18 protein-coding genes are annotated in these 17,286 nt (G+C 51.9%); all 18 read left to right on the top strand.

Going from position 1 to position 17,286, the window contains the following annotated elements:
• Positions 1–54: 54 nt before the first annotated feature.
• Complete coding sequence (gene metK / locus JOC37_RS00220) at positions 55–1,242, top strand: methionine adenosyltransferase (RefSeq protein WP_204614831.1); 1,188 nt, start codon at positions 55–57, stop codon at positions 1,240–1,242.
• Between the two features lie 73 nt (positions 1,243–1,315).
• Positions 1,316–1,594, top strand: coding sequence for a glycosyltransferase (locus JOC37_RS00215; RefSeq protein ID WP_204614830.1), 279 nt, complete (start codon positions 1,316–1,318; stop codon positions 1,592–1,594).
• Between the two features lie 520 nt (positions 1,595–2,114).
• The gene (locus JOC37_RS00210; RefSeq protein ID WP_204614829.1) at positions 2,115–3,305 is read left to right on the top strand and encodes a GAF domain-containing protein; all 1,191 of its coding nucleotides are present in this window, start codon (positions 2,115–2,117) and stop codon (positions 3,303–3,305) included.
• A gap of 157 nt (positions 3,306–3,462) precedes the next feature.
• On the top strand, positions 3,463–3,687 hold the full coding sequence (locus tag JOC37_RS00205; RefSeq protein ID WP_204614828.1) for a DUF1659 domain-containing protein: 225 nt from the start codon (positions 3,463–3,465) through the stop codon (positions 3,685–3,687).
• 29 nt (positions 3,688–3,716) lie between these two features.
• Positions 3,717–3,935: a DUF2922 domain-containing protein gene (locus JOC37_RS00200; RefSeq protein WP_338017306.1), complete on the top strand. Its 219-nt coding sequence runs from the start codon at positions 3,717–3,719 to the stop codon at positions 3,933–3,935.
• 59 nt (positions 3,936–3,994) lie between these two features.
• Positions 3,995–4,396, top strand: a complete 402-nt coding sequence (locus tag JOC37_RS00195; RefSeq protein ID WP_204614827.1) for a hypothetical protein — start codon at positions 3,995–3,997, stop codon at positions 4,394–4,396.
• Between the two features lie 86 nt (positions 4,397–4,482).
• Complete coding sequence (locus JOC37_RS00190; protein ID WP_204614826.1) at positions 4,483–5,205, top strand: double zinc ribbon domain-containing protein; 723 nt, start codon at positions 4,483–4,485, stop codon at positions 5,203–5,205.
• 277 nt (positions 5,206–5,482) lie between these two features.
• Entirely contained in the window at positions 5,483–5,680 is a 198-nt protein-coding gene (locus JOC37_RS00185) for a cold shock domain-containing protein (RefSeq protein ID WP_204614825.1), read from the top strand.
• Positions 5,681–5,861: 181 nt separating this feature from the next.
• Positions 5,862–6,398 (top strand): ribosome hibernation-promoting factor, HPF/YfiA family, encoded by a 537-nt coding sequence (gene hpf / locus JOC37_RS00180; RefSeq protein ID WP_204614824.1) that lies wholly within the window; start codon positions 5,862–5,864, stop codon positions 6,396–6,398.
• A 113-nt stretch (positions 6,399–6,511) separates the two neighbouring features.
• Positions 6,512–9,157 (top strand): preprotein translocase subunit SecA, encoded by a 2,646-nt coding sequence (gene secA, locus JOC37_RS00175; protein ID WP_204614823.1) that lies wholly within the window; start codon positions 6,512–6,514, stop codon positions 9,155–9,157.
• Positions 9,158–9,197: 40 nt separating this feature from the next.
• A protein-coding gene (gene prfB / locus JOC37_RS00170; RefSeq protein WP_204614822.1) for a peptide chain release factor 2 occupies positions 9,198–10,314 on the top strand; the annotation gives its coding sequence in 2 pieces (ribosomal slippage) (positions 9,198–9,269 and positions 9,271–10,314; 1,116 coding nt in all).
• A gap of 119 nt (positions 10,315–10,433) precedes the next feature.
• A complete protein-coding gene (locus tag JOC37_RS00165) occupies positions 10,434–11,285 on the top strand; it encodes a YitT family protein (protein ID WP_204614821.1) in 852 nt (283 codons plus the stop codon).
• Between the two features lie 21 nt (positions 11,286–11,306).
• A complete protein-coding gene (locus JOC37_RS00160; protein ID WP_204614820.1) occupies positions 11,307–12,125 on the top strand; it encodes a transketolase in 819 nt (272 codons plus the stop codon).
• Positions 12,126–12,174: 49 nt separating this feature from the next.
• Positions 12,175–13,119: a transketolase family protein gene (locus JOC37_RS00155; protein WP_204614819.1), complete on the top strand. Its 945-nt coding sequence runs from the start codon at positions 12,175–12,177 to the stop codon at positions 13,117–13,119.
• A 188-nt stretch (positions 13,120–13,307) separates the two neighbouring features.
• Positions 13,308–13,994: a cell division ATP-binding protein FtsE gene (ftsE, locus tag JOC37_RS00150; RefSeq protein ID WP_204614930.1), complete on the top strand. Its 687-nt coding sequence runs from the start codon at positions 13,308–13,310 to the stop codon at positions 13,992–13,994.
• A complete protein-coding gene (gene ftsX, locus JOC37_RS00145; protein WP_204614818.1) occupies positions 13,984–14,877 on the top strand; it encodes a permease-like cell division protein FtsX in 894 nt (297 codons plus the stop codon). The genes ftsE and ftsX overlap by 11 nt, the downstream gene beginning before the upstream one ends.
• Before the next feature lie 17 nt (positions 14,878–14,894).
• Complete coding sequence (locus JOC37_RS00140) at positions 14,895–16,022, top strand: murein hydrolase activator EnvC family protein (RefSeq protein WP_338017305.1); 1,128 nt, start codon at positions 14,895–14,897, stop codon at positions 16,020–16,022.
• 92 nt (positions 16,023–16,114) lie between these two features.
• Positions 16,115–17,257 carry a S41 family peptidase gene (locus JOC37_RS00135; protein ID WP_204614928.1) on the top strand — a complete coding sequence of 381 codons (1,143 nt, stop codon included), beginning with the start codon at positions 16,115–16,117 and terminating at the stop codon, positions 17,255–17,257.
• Positions 17,258–17,286 lie beyond the last annotated feature (29 nt).

Raw genomic sequence — 17,286 nt, 5'->3', positions numbered from 1 at the left:
AGCTGCCGGCTTAGTAAGATAACCTTTTCAGGGTAAGACAAAGGAGGTTTTCAATTGGCAAAAACACTGTTTACCTCAGAATCAGTAACCGAAGGACACCCCGATAAAATTGCCGACCAAATTTCCGACGCCATACTGGATGAAATTCTGGCCAAAGACCCGCTGGCCAGGGTGGCCTGTGAAACCTTTGTTACCACCGGGCTGGTGATGGTGGGAGGGGAAATTACCACCGACTGCTATGTGGACATCCCCAAAGTGGTAAGAGATACCGTACTGGATATTGGCTACACCAGGGCTAAATTTGGCTTTGACGGCAGCACCTGTGCTGTGATTACATCTATTGATGAACAATCCCCGGACATTGCCCAGGGTGTAAACAGGGCGCTGGAATACCGGGAAGGACAGGTGGAAGAAGAAGAGCTGGATTCAATCGGCGCCGGTGACCAGGGGATGATGTTTGGCTATGCCACCAATGAAACCGATGAACTGATGCCCATGCCCATAGCCCTGGCCCATAAACTGGCCAGAAGACTTTCCGAAGTGCGTAAAAGCGGGGAGCTGGATTACCTGCGCCCGGACGGCAAAACCCAGGTTACCGTTGAGTACGAGAACGGAAAACCGGTGCGGGTGGGCACCGTGGTGGTTTCTACCCAGCATCACCCGGATGTTTCCCAGGAAACCATCAGGGAAGATATTATCAACAGGGTGATACTGCCGGTACTGCCCAAAGAACTGCTGGATGACAGGGTTCGGTACTTTATCAACCCCTCGGGCAAATTTGTTATCGGCGGTCCCCATGGAGATGCCGGCCTTACCGGCAGAAAAATAATTGTGGATACATACGGCGGCTATGCCCGCCACGGCGGCGGCGCTTTTTCCGGCAAAGATCCCACCAAGGTAGACCGTTCTGCGGCCTATGCTGCCCGTTATGTGGCTAAAAACATTGTGGCCGCCGGCCTGGCCCAGCGCTGCGAAATCCAGCTGGCCTATGCCATCGGTGTGGCCCGCCCGGTATCGGTAATGGTGGATACCTTTGGCACCGGCAGGGTGGCGGAGGATAAACTGGTGGAACTGGTGAAAAAACACTTTGACCTGCGCCCGGCCGCCATCATCAGGGACTTGAACCTGCGCCGGCCCATCTACCGCCAGGTGGCAGCATACGGCCACTTCGGCCGCCCCGACCTGAACCTGCCCTGGGAGCGTACTGACAAGGCGGAAGCACTGAGAGCAGACGCATTATAATCAACTTTTTCCAAAAACTGTCCCGGCACCGGCCGCTGCTCCCGTACATATTCTGAAGTATGGGGGTGATGGAATGCCGGGACAGTTTTTATTATTTGCGGCCGCCTTTGCCCTGTGGCTGCTGTGGACTGCGGTGAAGTATTTTTATTTACCCCAAAAACAGCCGGACGGGCAGCTGGAAATATGGTTCTGCAATCAGGAAGACTGGGTGGAGTATTTTATCAGCCAGCTGGTTAAAAAGTATCCCCACCGGCAGTTAATAGTGGTGGATACCGGCAGCGGTGACGATACGCCGGAAATTTTAAAAAGACTGCGTGTTAAATATAATCTCGGTGGGCCAAAACAAAATTAGGCTGCCGCCCACCCCCTCCAGAACCGGTTTATTTTGTCTGTGCTGGTTGATTTTAAGCAATAAAAAAACCACTCTATTAAGAACTAGAGTGGTTTTAATTTCATGAGTAGTGCCTGAAAAGCCCTACTCCTAAGTTAAGCAGTGCCTGAAAAGCCCTGCATTATTATATTATTAATCAGTATGCCCATTGTCAACTGATTATAAAAATTTTTTTATTTTTTTCAGTTTCTTGATTTACTTCATTCTTGTTTTGAGGAAATAATTCCTTCTTCATATGATAAATCCCAAAATCAATACCACCCCTACAATTCTTAACATTTATAGCCCATTGCAATTGTTATGAATTTTATAAATTTTACATGTATTTACTTAAACCCTTTTATTTTTGCAAATTTAACTAATCTTGCGGTATATAAAGGCAATAGTATACAGTTTCGGTCATTTTATGTCTGTAAATAAAGGTAACAATGTTTTGGTGTCGAATTAATTCACTAAACCTTATTTGGCGGGGGTTTTAAAATTGCTGCGACTGCTGCATGTGCTGTACACCTGGCTGGTGATTGGTGCCGGTGTTTACATTCTGGTACTGTTATTTCCGGATTTAAATATCGACCTGGGGCGGGAACTGGTGTTTATGGCGGCGTTAATAATTCTGGCCGACTGGTTTGCCGTTACCTTTCCCCAGGTACTGGTTTCCGGTGGTTTTGCCGTGGTTTTGGCCACCTTCCTGATATACGGCGGCACCGAATCCGTTTACGTGGTGGGGATATCTTCCCTTATTGCCGGGGGGATTGTCAACCGGGGCAATCCGCTGCGCACCACACTGTTTAACGCCGCCCAGTACGTGCTGGCGGCTTACGGTGCCTTTTACCTGTATAATTACCTGGGCGGTGCCGGGGACAATAAAATAACGGCGGCCAACATGCTGCCGCTGCTGGCCTTTGTGGCCGGGTACTATCTCATCAACCAGCTGTTAATGTATTACTACTACCTGCCCCGGCGGGATATTTACCCTTCTGTAACATGGATAGATACACTGAAATGGGATGCTTTAACCTATTTCTTCACCGCCCCGGTGGGCATACTGATGGCCATGATGTACGGGAAAAACGGCATTGCCGGTGTGGTGCTGCTGTTTATACCGGTAATTGCCGGCCAGTACATTTTACGGCTGTATGTGAACCTGGAACTGGTCAACCGGGATTTAACCGCCCTTTATAACGTGTCCAGCAGGCTGGCGGTAACCGGTTTGGATGAATTGATGAAGCTGATATTAAAAGAATTCAAGCGGGTGGCCGGTTACCATACGGGGGTATTTTACCTGTGGCGGGAGGAAAAGGGATATTTTGACCCGGTGATAGTGGACAGCCCCTGGGCCGGCAAACTGCGGCTTATGCCCGTTTATCCCGGAGAAGGCTTTGTGGGCATGGTGGCGGAAAACCGGCAGCCGGTGCTGGTGGCGGATACCCGCAGGCGGCCGGAGCTGAGGGAAAAGCCCGGCCTGCCCCGGGTGATGCGCTCGCTGATGGCGGTGCCGCTGGTGTCAACCGGCGGTGTGGTGGGGGTAATTGTGCTGGGCAGCAGGCGCCCGCGCAGTTTTGACCGGCACCACCTGCACACCCTGACCATTATGGGAGGACAGGCCTCGGTGGCTGTTACCAATGCCATACTATCCAACCGTCTGCCGTTGTTTTTTGACCCCAAGGGTTAAAATAACGGTTACCTGCAATCAAATAGCTGTTACCTGCCTACCGGCTAGCTGTTAGCCGGTTTTTTATTTTTCCCCTTTTATACCGTAAACTTAAACCATCGATCGATGAAAACAGCGGGCCGGCCCGCAGCTAAACTGAAAGGGGGAATTACTGAAGATGGCAGTGGTTAAAAACATGGTTCAATCTACTCTGCAGCTGTACCTGGAAAAGGGAGTCAATGAAAATGGTGACCCGGTGTTCGGCAGAAAATCCTTTAACAACATTAAAGTTAATGCCGCCGACCAGGACGTGTATGACGCGGGCACCATACTGGCGGGGCTGCAGAAGTACGCACTGAACGGCATCTTTCGCATCAATAAGAACGCCCTGGATAACGAGTAAAAAAATAATTTCCAAAGGAGTGATGAGCGGTGTCTGCCACTTTAGAAATGAGGTTTATCAATGCTTCCGGTAAAAGAGTAACCATCAGTGTTCCCGAGCCCAAGGAGGGCCTTACCGCCGGGGAAGTAAAAACCGCCATGGAAAGCATCATTGCTAAAAATGTATTTACTTCCCAGGGCGGTGACCTGGTGGCCGTTGACAGCGCCAGAATTGTCAACCGTGAAGTTACAGAATTAAGCGTAAATTAGGCTGCTTAACGCCGGGCGGGTCTTTTTGACCTGCCCGGAAATAAAAAGGGGGGATGTTTTTGGAGTTGTTTCCGCGGGAGATGTTAATCGACCTGCTGTTAGCCCTTATTCCGGTGCTGGGCGGCTGGCTGGTGTACCTGATCCACCAGTCCGCCAATTACTTGAGATACCGGCGCCGGGTGCCCTGGCTGGAAACCTATTTGCGGGCCGTTGAAACCGCTGTGGACGGTGCCGTTAAATCGCTGATGCCGCTGGTGGAAGAAGCCAAGGCCCTGAACCGCGGCGGCAAACTGACGCCGGAACAGGCCGGGGCGTTTAAACGGGAGGCCGTGGCCAGGGTGAAAATGCAGCTGAACCGTGAAGCCAGAAAAATACTGGGCATGGTGTATAACGATTTGGACCGCCTGCTGGCCCAAAGGGTGGAAGCCCACGTGTATGACATAAAAAGAGGCAGGAAGTGATTTACCAAGGATGCTGTAAAGTGTTATATAATTAAATCATGGAATATTGTGGGGTTTTAAGCTGCTTTAGTAAGGAGATGATCGGCGTGGGGCCTTTATTAGCAGCACTGCTGAACCTGATTTTTCCACCCCGGGAACAATGCCCGCTGTGCGGCCGCCGCTTCCCGGGGGGTGCCCTGTGCCCGGAATGTGCCGGCTGGCTTAGGGCCAGGCAGAAGGAACCCCACTGCTGCCGCTGCGGCCGGCCCACTGCCGGTGATCCGGTTTGTGCTGACTGTATCGGGCGGAGCTGCCCCTTTACAATGGTCCGGTCGGTGGGCCCCTACAGCGGTCCCCTCAGGGAAGCGGTACAGCGCTTTAAATACCGGGGCCGGCAGCAGCTGGCCCAACCGCTGGGAAAACTGATGGTAGAAAAAATCAGCGCCGAACCGGTTTACCGGCAGGTGGATGTGGTGGTGCCTGTTCCCATGGCGGAGGCAAAATTAAGGCGCCGGGGTTTTAACCAGGCCCACCTGCTGGCCCAGGTGGTGGCCGCCGGTTTAAATAAGCCGCTGTGCACCGGGTTAAAGAAGCGCGGGGACACTGTACCCCAGATTAATTTAAACCGCCGGCAGCGGGAAGAGAACCTGCGGGGGGCATTTTATTTAGCACATAATGTAAATATTTACCAAAAGACGGTGCTGATTATTGACGACGTTATCACCAGCGGCAGTACAATATCAGCAGCTGCTGATGTTTTGCGACAGGGCGGGGCCGGTGCGGTGCTGGCGCTGACGCTGGCTGCAACGCCAAAAGCCGGCGGCAGGTGACAAAAAGCAGGCCGGTGAAAACCAGAAAATGACAAAATATGATCGTATTAATAAAGTTACCCACATTAAAAGTGCTGATTTTAGAGGTTATTAACAGACTTATCCACATTATCCACAGAATTATACCCACAGCCCTTGTTTATAAAAAATTTTTTTCGACAAAGCCCCGGGCAATAAATACCGCCGAATGCTGTTGACAGCACCACTTGGGTATGATAGAATTAGACACCTGCTTATAACAGGTGGTTTATTTTTATTTTTTTAGGAGGAATGTTTTGTGTTAGGAAAAGTTAAGTGGTTCAACGCGAAGAAAGGTTATGGTTTCATTGAAAGTGAGGAAGGAAACGACGTATTCGTTCACTTCACAGCAATTCAGCAGGATGGTTACAAAACCCTGGAAGACGGGGAACAGGTTGAGTTCGATATAGTGGAAGGAGACCGCGGTCCACAGGCGGCCAACGTAGTGAAGCTGTAATTTGAGAACAACAGGGTACGGTTTAACCGTACCCTTTAAATATTTACGGAGTCTTAAGGGTTTGATTTACCCCGCAGTTTATTTGTGATAAGATATAAGAAATAATTTCTCCGGCCCGGGAAGCCGGAAGGCTGTTTTGGGAATACTATCCTTAAACTCTGCCGAAGGGAGTTGGTAAAGTATGAAGATTAACACTAGGGGTAAGAACATTGAATTAACACCGGCACTGAAGGACTATGTAGAAAAGCGCATTAACAAGCTGGAAAAGTTTTTTGATGATCTGGGTGACGCCCAGGTAACTCTGCTGGTGGAAGGAGATAAACAAAAAGTAGAAGTTACCATCCCTATAAAAGTAAACGGCCTGATCTTAAGAGGTGAAGAATCCACCGGGGACATGTATACCTCCATTGACCTGGTGGTGGATAAGTTAGAAAAACAGATAGAAAAATATAAGGGTAAATTATTTGAAAGAAGACAGCGCGGCGGCAACGGCAAAGCGGTGCCGAAAACTGCCCCGGCAGAGCGGGAGAATGAGCCCCGGGTGGTAAAAACCAAGCGTTTTGCGGTTAAACCCATGTCGGTGGATGAAGCCATCCTGCAGATGAACCTGCTGGGACACAGCTTTTTCGTGTTTTCCAATGCGGACTCGGAACAGGTAAACGTGCTGTACAGGCGTAAAGACGGCCACTACGGCCTGATTGAACCGGATTTCATTTAATTTCCTGAATCTTGAAGCAGCGCGCTTTTAGTGATAAAATAAATTGATATACTCTAACAAGGAAGAGGAACCTTATTAGGTTCCTCTCTTTAACGTGAGGTGATTGTTCTCCGATGTTGAAATTTCTTAAAGGGCTGTTTGACCAAAATGCCAGGGAAATAAAAAAAATACAGCCGCTGGTGGATAAGATTAATGATTTGGAACCGGAGCTGAAGGCGCTGCCGGACGGTGAACTGCAGGCCAAAACGGCAGAGTTTAAAAGCCGGCTGGAGGCCGGCAGCACGCTGGAAGATATTCTGCCCGAGGCCTTTGCCGTGGTGCGGGAGGCCTCCCGCCGGGTGCTGGACATGAGGCACTATGATGTACAGTTAATTGGCGGTATCGTGCTGCACCAGGGCCGTATTGCGGAAATGAAAACCGGTGAAGGTAAAACACTGGTGGCCACCCTGCCGGTGTACCTTAACGCCCTCAGCGGCAAAGGGGTACACGTGGTAACGGTGAACGACTACCTGGCCCGCCGTGACAGCGAGTGGATGGGCCAGCTGTACCGCTTCCTGGGGCTGTCCGTGGGCCTGATTGTGCACGGTTTGGAATGGGAAGAACGTCAGCAGGCGTACCGGTGCGACATTACCTACGGTACGAACAATGAATTCGGTTTTGATTACCTGCGGGACAACATGGCGCTGCGGCCCGAGCAGATGGTGCAGAGGGATCTGCACTATGCCATTGTGGACGAAGTGGACAGCATTTTAATTGACGAAGCCCGCACCCCGCTGATTATATCCGGCCAGGCGGATAAACCCACCCACCTCTATTACACCATGGCCAGGGTGGTGCCCAAGCTGCAGAAGGATGTTGATTACACGGTGGACGAAAAGGCCCACACCGTGCTCCTTACCGAAGAAGGAATAGAAAAGGCGGAAAAACTGCTGGGCATAGAGAATTTATATGACGATCAAAACACCGAAATCAACCACTACCTGCAGCAGGCTTTAAAAGCCCACGGGCTGATGAAGCGGGACCGGGACTACGTGGTAAAAGACGGCCAGGTGGTGATAGTGGACCAGTTTACCGGCCGCTTGATGTTTGGCCGCCGCTACAGTGACGGCCTGCACCAGGCCATTGAAGCCAAGGAAGGGGTTAAAATCGAGCGGGAATCGCAAACCCTGGCCACCATTACATTCCAAAACTACTTCCGCATGTACAAAAAACTGGCCGGCATGACCGGTACGGCATTGACGGAAGAAGAAGAATTCCGCAGCATTTACGGCCTGGACGTGGTGCCCATTCCCACCAACAAACCGATGATTAGGGAAGATCTGCCCGATGTGGTTTATAAAACCGAAAGGGCCAAATTTAACGCGGTGGTAGAGGAAATCGCGGCCCGGCATAAAAAAGGCCAGCCGGTGCTGGTGGGCACCGTAACCATTGAAAAATCTGAACTGCTGTCAAAAATGCTCAAAAAGCGGGGCATTCCGCACCAGGTGCTCAACGCCAAGCACCACGAAAAAGAGGCGGAAATTGTGGCCCAGGCCGGCCGCCTGGGTGCGGTAACCATTGCCACCAACATGGCCGGCCGCGGTACCGACATCCTTTTGGGCGGCAACCCGGAATTCCTGGCCCAGGCAGAGATGCGCCGCCGGGGCGTAGATTTGGATTTGGAGCAGTTGGAAAAAGACAGCACCTATCAACAGCTGGTGCAGAAATACAAAAAAGAAACGGATCAGGAGCACCGGAAGGTGGTTGAAGTTGGCGGGCTGCACATTATAGGTACCGAGCGCCACGAAAGCCGCCGCATTGACAACCAGCTGCGGGGCCGTGCCGGCCGCCAGGGAGACCCGGGCTCCAGCCAGTTCTTTATCTCGCTGGAAGACGATTTGATGCGGCTGTTCGGTTCAGACAACATAGCCGGTTTGATGGAACGCTTGGGGCTGGAGGAAGACACGCCCATTGAAGCTAAATTGGTCAGCAAATCCATTGAAACGGCCCAAAAAAGGGTGGAAAGCCGCAACTTCAGCATCCGCAAGCACGTGCTGCAGCTGGACGATGTGCTGAACCAGCAGCGGGAACTGATATATGAACAGCGCCGCCGGGTGCTCACCGGGGAAGATATGAAAAAACACGTCCAGGATATGATTGCCCAGGTGGTGCAGCGCACGGTGGATACCTACTGTCCGGAGGGGGTTTACCCCGAGGAATGGGACAGGGAAGGGCTGCTGCGCCAGGCAGAGCAGCTTTTCTTACCCAACCACGACATCCGGTTGAGCGACATTGACGACGTGGAAATGGAACGCCAGGAACTGGTGGACCTGCTGCTGAAAAAGGCTCTTCAGGCTTATGAAAAACGGGAAGAAGAGCTGGGAACCGAAACCATGCGGGAGATAGAGCGCATGATTATACTGCGCACGGTGGATGCCAAGTGGATGGACCACCTGGATGCCATGGATCAGCTGCGGGAAGGGATCGGTCTGAGGGGCTACGGCCAGAAGGACCCGGTGACAGAGTACAAATTTGAAGGCTATGAAATGTTCCAAAACATGATTGACAGCATTCAGGATGACGTGGTGCGCTACATTTTCCGGGTCAGCGTGGTGCGGGAAGTCCAGCCGGAACAAAAGCGCAACGTTGTGGAAAACAGGTATCAGGATGAAGACAAACCCAAGCAGCCCATTCGCCGAAAGGAAACGGTGGGCCGCAACCAACCGTGCCCCTGCGGCAGCGGTAAGAAGTACAAAAAGTGCTGCGGCAGAAATGTATAAAGAAAATGAGCAAAAATACAGTGAACGGAGGATTTCAGCCATGGACTATTCGGAATTAAAGCGGGATATAAAGGTGCTGGAAAAGCGCCTGGCAGATTTGAGGGTTTCTCTTTGACATTGCCGGCAAGATTGAGAAAATAGAACAGTTGGAACAGCAGATGCTGGCCCCGGGATTTTGGGATGATCAAAACAGGGCGCAAAAAATAAACCAAAAACTTTCCCACCTCAAAGACCGGGTTAAAGCCTTTAACCGGCTGCAGCAGGAGGTGGAGGATTTGGCGGTGCTGGTGCAGTTAAGTGAAGAAGAAAAGGACGAAGAGGCCTTTAAAGAGGCCCGCCGGAACTACACCCACCTGGCCGGGCGGGTGGAAAATATGGAACTGGAGGTGCTGCTGTGCGGCAAGTACGACCGGGGCAGTGCCATCGTTACACTGCACGCCGGGGCCGGGGGAACCGAAGCCCAGGACTGGGTGGAAATGCTGCTGCGCATGTACACCCGGTGGGCGGAAAACAACGGCTACCGGGTTTCGGTACTGGACATGCTGCCCGGCGATGAAGCCGGGGTAAAAAGTGTCACGCTGGAAATCAGCGGTCCCAACGCCTTTGGCTACCTGCGGGTGGAAAAAGGGGTGCACCGGCTGGTGCGCATTTCCCCCTTTGATACCGCCGGCCGCCGGCATACTTCCTTTGCCTCGGTGGATGTAATGCCTGAGGCGGAGGAAAACGTGGAAGTAGAAATTAAAGATGAAGATTTAAAAATTGACACCTTCCGGGCCGGGGGAGCCGGCGGTCAGCACGTGAACAAGACGGACTCTGCGGTGCGCATTACCCACCTTCCCACCGGCATAGTGGTGTCCTGCCAGAGCGAGCGCTCGCAGATAACCAACCGCAGCGCCGCCATGAAAATGCTGAAAGCAAAGCTTTTAGACCTGGAACTGCAGAAAAGAGAGCAGGAACTGGCGGCGCTGCGGGGCGAGCAGCAGGAAATTGCCTGGGGCAGCCAAATAAGATCGTACATCTTTCATCCCTACAAGCTGGTAAAAGACCACCGCACCGGTGTGGAAATAGGTAATGTGGAACAGGTAATGGACGGGTATATAGACCCCTTTATTCGGGCCTATTTAAGAGAAATGGCCCAAAGGAATGTGGAGGGATAAAGCCGAAAAAACCGGGATGAATCCCGGCTTTTTCGGCTTAATGCAGGAATTTGTAATTTGAAAAAAGAAATGGGGAACTATAACCCTATACATTTTATGGTGTATATGGGGTTGATGCGATGTATAACTGGATAAAACAATATACCGGGATACTGGTGGGAGTAATACTGGTGGCTGTGGGTATGAACCTGTTTTTAGTACCCAATAAAATTGCCGCCGGCGGTGTCAGCGGTGCCGCCACCATTATTTATTATGTGTTTAATGTGCCGGTGGGCATTGTCATGCTGGCAATGAACGTGCCGCTGTACATAATCGGCATTTGGCGGCTGGGATTTTCCTTTGCCCTCAACTCGCTGTTCGGCACCATTGCCCTATCGCTGGCGGTTGACCTGACGGCCCCGCACCTGCCGGTGCCCACAGATAACCTGCTGCTGGCCAGCATTTACGGCGGGGTGTTAAACGGTATCGGTTTGGGGATTGTTTTCCGCAACAAAAGCACCACCGGCGGAACCGCCCTGGCCGCTGCCATACTGCGCTCTTACACCGGGCTTAACATCGGGCAGCTTTTATTTATGGTGGATGCCGTGGTGGTGGCGGCCGCCGGCCTGGTGTTTAAATCCTGGGAACTGGCCATGTACGCCATGATTACCATTTTTATAATATCCAAAGTGATTGACGTGGTGCAGGAGGGATTTACCTACGCCAAAGGATTTATAATTATAACCAATAATCCCCAGGCGGTGGGGGAAGAAATAATGAAACAGCTGGACCGGGGGGCCACCGTTTGGAATGCCCAAGGCATGTACACCGGTGCCGACAGGTATGTTCTGCTTTCGGTGGTGCACCGCAGCGAAGTGACAAAGTTAAAGGATATAATTTACCGGGCCGACCCCAGGGCCTTTGTCATCACCGCCGACGTGCATGAAGTGATTGGAGAGGGCTTTAAGCAGATAACTGTACAACAAAAATAAATATTTTTGGAGGGAACAGTAATGAATCAGAACCGGCTGGAAGAACTGCAGGCCAAAGCCAAAATCATTCGCCGGGACATTGTCACCATGTTAGGTGAAGCCGGATCAGGTCATCCCGGTGGTTCGCTGTCTGCGGCGGACATTGTTACCGCCCTGTATTTCGAAGTGATGAACATTAATCCCCGGGAGCCAAACTGGCCGGATAGGGACAGGTTTGTGCTGAGCAAGGGACACGCTGCCCCGGTGCTTTACGCTGCCCTGGCCGAAAGGGGTTACTTTGAAAAGGAAGAACTGAAAAGCCTGCGCCGGCTGGGCAGCAGGCTGCAGGGGCACCCGGATATGAAAAAGCTGCCGGGGGTAGAAATGTCCACCGGTTCGCTGGGACAGGGTTTGTCAGCGGCCAACGGCATGGCCATGGCCGGTAAACTGGATAAAAAAGATTACCGGGTCTATGTGCTGCTTGGTGACGGTGAAATTCAGGAAGGCCAGGTATGGGAGGCGGCCATGGCGGCGGCCCACTACAAGCTGGACAACCTGACCGCCTTTTTGGATTACAACAAAATGCAGATAGACGGCCGCATAGAAGAAGTGATGTCTCCGGAACCGGTGGCTGACAAGTGGCGGGCCTTTGGCTGGCACGTAATTGAAATTGACGGTCACAACATGGAGCAAATATTAAAGGCCGTTGATGAAGCAAAGGGCACCACCGGCAAGCCCACCATCATTGTGGCCCAAACAGTAAAGGGCAAAGGGGTATCCTTTATGGAAAACCAGGTGGGCTGGCACGGCAAAGCCCCCAGTGCCGAGCAGGTGGAAGAAGCGCTGAAAGAACTGGCTTAGCAGTGTAACACTGGCAGGGAATGAAAATGAAGACTGGAGGTTTGTACAGTTGAGTAAAAAAATAGCTACCAGGGAAGCCTACGGCGAAACCCTTTTGGCTTTAGGTAAAGAAAACCCCAACATTGTGGTGCTGGATGCTGACCTGTCCAAATCCACCAAAACCCATGATTTCAGCAAACACTACCCGGAACGGTTTTTCAATATGGGCATTGCCGAGGCCAACATGATGGCCACTGCCGCCGGTTTGGCTGCAGCGGGCAAAATACCTTTCTGCAGCACCTTTGCGGTATTTGCCACCGGCAGGGCTTACGACCAGCTGCGCAACAGCATAGCCTATCCCCGGTTAAACGTTAAAATTGCTGCCACCCACGCCGGTATCACGGTGGGGGAGGACGGCGGTTCCCACCAGTCGGTGGAAGACATCGCCATCATGCGGGCCCTGCCGGGCTTTACAGTGTTTGTTCCCGCCGACGCCGTTGAAACCGACGGGGCCATCCGGGCAGCGGCAGAAATTGACGGGCCGGTATACATCCGCCTGGGACGTTCCGGCGTGCCGGTAATTCACGATAAAAACTTCAAATTCAACCCGGGAGAAGCGGTTAAACTGCGGGAAGGCAGCCATGTAACCATCATTGCCACCGGCATTATGGTGTCTGCAGCGCTGGAAGCTGCCGATCTCCTGGCCAGGGAGGGCATCAGCGCCCGGGTGCTGGACGTACACACCATTAAACCGCTGGACATCGCGGCGGTGGTGGAAGCGGCCAGGGAAACCGGGGCCGTTGTAACCGCCGAAGAGCACAGCATCATCGGCGGCCTGGGCAGTGCGGTGGCAGAAACGTTGAGCGAGCACTGCCCGGTGCCGCTGAAGCGGGTAGGGATAAGAGATGTGTTTGGCCAATCGGGCAAACCGGCAGAATTGATGGCCCATTACGGATTGACGGCCCAAAGCATCATAGATGCCGTCAGCAGGGTAATAGAAAAAAAGATGAAATAGCAGCTGTATAACACCCCAAAGGTCGCCGCAGGCGACCTTTTTTTGACCTTTTTTCACCTTTTCCATTATATGCTTGCAATATTTACCTTTTTCCAAAAGGAAAATGATTATTACCGTCGAAAGCATATAAAACAGGACAGGTTTTTGTTTTGGAATATAATGACAGTAATGTCAAGGTGGTGCAGCATTTGATACATTTTTACAACGTGACCAAAACCTACGACAATGGAGTAAAGGCATTATCCGACATCACTTTGCGCATTCGCAAGGGTGAGTTTGTTTTTTTAGTGGGTCCCAGCGGGGCGGGTAAATCCACACTGATGAAAATGATTTACCGTGAAGAACTGCCCACCAGGGGCCAGGTGATGTTTAACGGCCGCAATGTTGTGCGCCTGCGGTCCCGGGAAATTCCCCTCTTAAGAAGAAAAATAGGGATGGTTTTTCAGGATTTCCGGCTGCTGCCCCAAAAGACGGTGGCAGAAAATGTCAGTTTTGCCCTGGAGGTAACGGGGGCCTCCCGGAAATATATCCGCAAGGCGGTGCCGCTGGTTCTGCAGCGGGTGGGTATGCTGGAAAAGGCCAACTGTTATCCCGCTCAAATTTCCGGCGGCGAGCAGCAGCGGGTGGGCATAGCCCGGGCCATTGTCAACAACCCGGTGCTGATTTTGGCCGATGAGCCCACCGGCAATTTGGATCCCGATACCGCTAAGGAGATAATGGAACTGTTTAACGTCATCAACAGGAACGGCACCACGATAATAATGGCCACCCACGCCCGGGACATTGTGGACGACATGAAGCGCCGGGTGGTAAAGATTTCCGGCGGCAGAATAGTCAGCGACGAAGAGAGCGGGGTGTACAGCTTTGCGAATTAGTACCATACTGTACTGCATCCGCGAGGCACTGGTATCAATACTGCGCAATGGTTGGATGACTGTAGCTTCCATATCCATTGTGGCAGTTTCGCTGGTTATTTTGGGCGGCTCGGTGCTGCTGGTGATGAATACCGGTTACCTGACCCAGCGCCTGGAATCCAAGGTGGAAATCAGTGTGTTTTTGGAGGAAGAATTGGCAGCTGCCGATGTTAAGGAAATAGGAGAAAAAATCAAATCCACCGCCGGGGTGGCGGAGGTAAAGTTTATACCCAAAGAAAAAGCACTGCAGGAAATGAAAAAAAGCCTGGGCAGCCGGGCCCAGGTGCTGGAAGACCTGGAAAAAAACCCGCTGCCCGATGCTTACCGCGTTAAAGCTGAAGATGCCAACCAGGTACCGGCGCTGGCCGGCAGCTTTGAACAGCTGGACGGGGTGGAAATGGTGCGTTACGGTAAAGGGGTGGTGGAAAAACTGCTGTCGGTGACCCAGTGGCTGCGGGTGGCCAGCTGGACATTGATGGGCATTTTAGGTGTTTCGGCGTTATTTTTAATTTCCACCTCCATCCGCATGTCGGTGTTTGCCCGCCGGCGGGAAATAAGCATCATGAAACTTTTGGGAGCCACCAACTGGTACATCCGGGCGCCGTTTTTGATGGAAGGTTTAATAATGGGACTGGCCGGCGCGCTGCTGGCGGTGGCCGTTGTTTACCTGGGTTATATTGCTCTGGTGGACAAGATAAAAGTATCTCTGCCCTTTATCAATCTGGTGCCCGGTGAAGAGGTGTTCACCGTGGTGCCGGGGGCGCTGCTGGGGCTGGGAATTTTAATCGGTATCTTTGGCAGTTTGATATCTATTCATCGGTTTTTATCTGATAAAAAAGCGTAAGCAGGGGAGGATAAGCTGTGAGTTTCGGCATGGGAAAGAAAATTGCAGCCTTTGGTTTAGCTGCCTGCCTGGCATTCAGCACTCTGGCTTCTGCCTCCGAAACCGGCCTGCAGGAAAAACTAAAGGAGCTGCAGCAAAAACAGCAGCAGACGAAACAAATGGTGGAACAGAAAAAAAGCGAGGTTTGGAGTATAACCCGGCAGGTGGCGGCGCTTAATGCTTCCATTAACCAAAAGGAAAATGAAATTGCCGATCTCAACTACCGCATAGCGCTGGCCCAGGATAAACTGGAAAGAACCGAAGCTCAGTTGAAGAAAGCGGAAAAGGAACTGCAGGAAAGCACCGACCTGTTGATGAAACGCCTAAAGGGAATGTACCAGGCCGGGGATGTCAGCTACCTGGAGGTACTGCTGGAGGCGCAGAGTTTTTCCGATTTAGTTAACAGAATGGAACTGATGCGGAGAATTGTGGAGCAGGACAAGGAAATTATGGACAGGGTGGCGGCGGAAAGGGAGCGGATAGCGGTTAAGAAAAGCGATTTAGAAGTTAAAATTAAAGAATTGGCCGCCATGCGCCAGCAGCAGGAACGGACCCGGAGGGAGCTGGCCTCCCGGCAGGGTGAAAGGGTTAAACTGTTAAAGGAAGTGCAGCAGAATTTAAAACAATTTGAAGAAGAACTAAATAGATTGGAGCAGCAGGAACAGGAAATACTGCGCCGGATTGCCGAACAAAACGGCGGCCGGGAATATGTGGGCGGGGAGTTCACCTGGCCGGTACCCGGCTATACCACCATAACCTCTTACTTTGGCATGCGTTATCACCCCATATTGAAAAAGAACCGCATGCACAACGGCATTGATATCGCCGCCCCCACCGGGGCCAATGTGGTGGCTGCCCAGGGAGGCCGGGTTATTGCCGTTAAAACCATGCGCGGTTACGGTAAGGTTGTGATGCTGGACCACGGCGGGGGAGTAACCACGCTTTATTCCCACCTTTCCCAGCAGCTGGTGAGCACCGGCCAGTGGGTAAATAAAGGCCAGGTAATCGGCAAAGTGGGCAGCACCGGCATGTCCACCGGCCCGCACCTGGACTTTTCGGTGCGCGAGCACGGCACCCCGGTTAACCCGATGAAATATTTAAAATAGATGAAGAACTGCCGCAGTTGTAATTTATGGTTATGTGGTGTAGTATAATAAGCGTAAAAAAATTGGGCAGGTGACGTACTTAATTGAGGAGAATGGGGTTGAGGTCCGGGACACTGGGCAGAATATTAATTGCCGTTGGATTGGTAACTTGCCTGCTGGTGGCGGCAGCCGGCTACACAGTGCTTTCCAATTACAAAGATTTAGGCAATCTGGTAAGGGTAATATCGCTGATCCGTACCCAGTATTTAGAAACGGTAACCACCGAGCAGATGGTGGAGGGAGCCATTCGGGGGGTGGTGGAATCCCTGGATGATCCCTATTCTACATATCTCGATCCGGAAACTTTTAAAAAGCTGAATGAACAAATTCACGGTTCCTTTGGCGGTTTGGGTATTTTGGTGGGAATTGAAGGTGATTATCTTACGGTGGTGCGCCCCTACGAGGGGACTCCCGCCTATAAAGCGGGCATCAAGGCGGGGGACAAAATTATCGAAATTGACCAAAAGGATGCCAAGGGCATCGACCTGGACACCGCCATTGACCTGATGCGGGGGCCGGTGGGTACGGCAGTTTCCCTGACGGTGTTAAGAAATGGTGAACAGAAGGAATTTAATAACTTAATCAGGGAAGAAATCCGGGTGCCCACGGTGGAAGGAAAAGTATTGGCAGGGACAGAAATTGGCTACATAGTGTTAAGCAGTTTTAACGATAATACTCCTAACGAGTTGAGCGATACACTGCAGGAATTAAAAAGTAAAAACATTAAAGCGCTGATTTTAGACCTGCGCAACAATCCCGGCGGTGAATTGAGATCGGCGGTGAAAGTGGCCGACCAGTTTCTTTTCCAGGGGCCGATAGTACATATAGACTATAAAGCCGGGGAAGATTATACCTTTGAAGCCCATAAACCGGGGCTGAACCTGCCGCTGGTGGTGCTGCAGAACCAGCATACCGCCAGTGCCGCGGAAATACTGGCCGGGGCGATTAAAGATCACCACCTGGGCACGCTGGTGGGCACCACCAGTTTCGGCAAAGGGGTGGTGCAGACGGTTTTCCCGCTGGATAACGGGGCGGGCATAAAGTTAACCACCGCCCGCTATTTAACACCGGATAAACATGACATCAATAAAAAAGGCATTGAACCGGATATAACGGTGGAACAGCCCCGGGGTGCCGCTAAAGACCTGCAGCTGCAAAAGGCGCTGGATTTAATGAAAGAACAGCTGGCAGGCTGAGTTACCGCTAAAAGCAGGGCCGCGGAATT

It is taken from the genome of Desulforadius tongensis, assembly GCF_016907915.1.
Taxonomy (GTDB): Bacteria; Bacillota; Desulfotomaculia; order Desulfotomaculales; family Desulfohalotomaculaceae; genus Desulforadius; species Desulforadius tongensis.
Note: the sequence above shows the minus strand (reverse complement) of the source record. Positions and strands in the feature narration are given on the sequence as shown.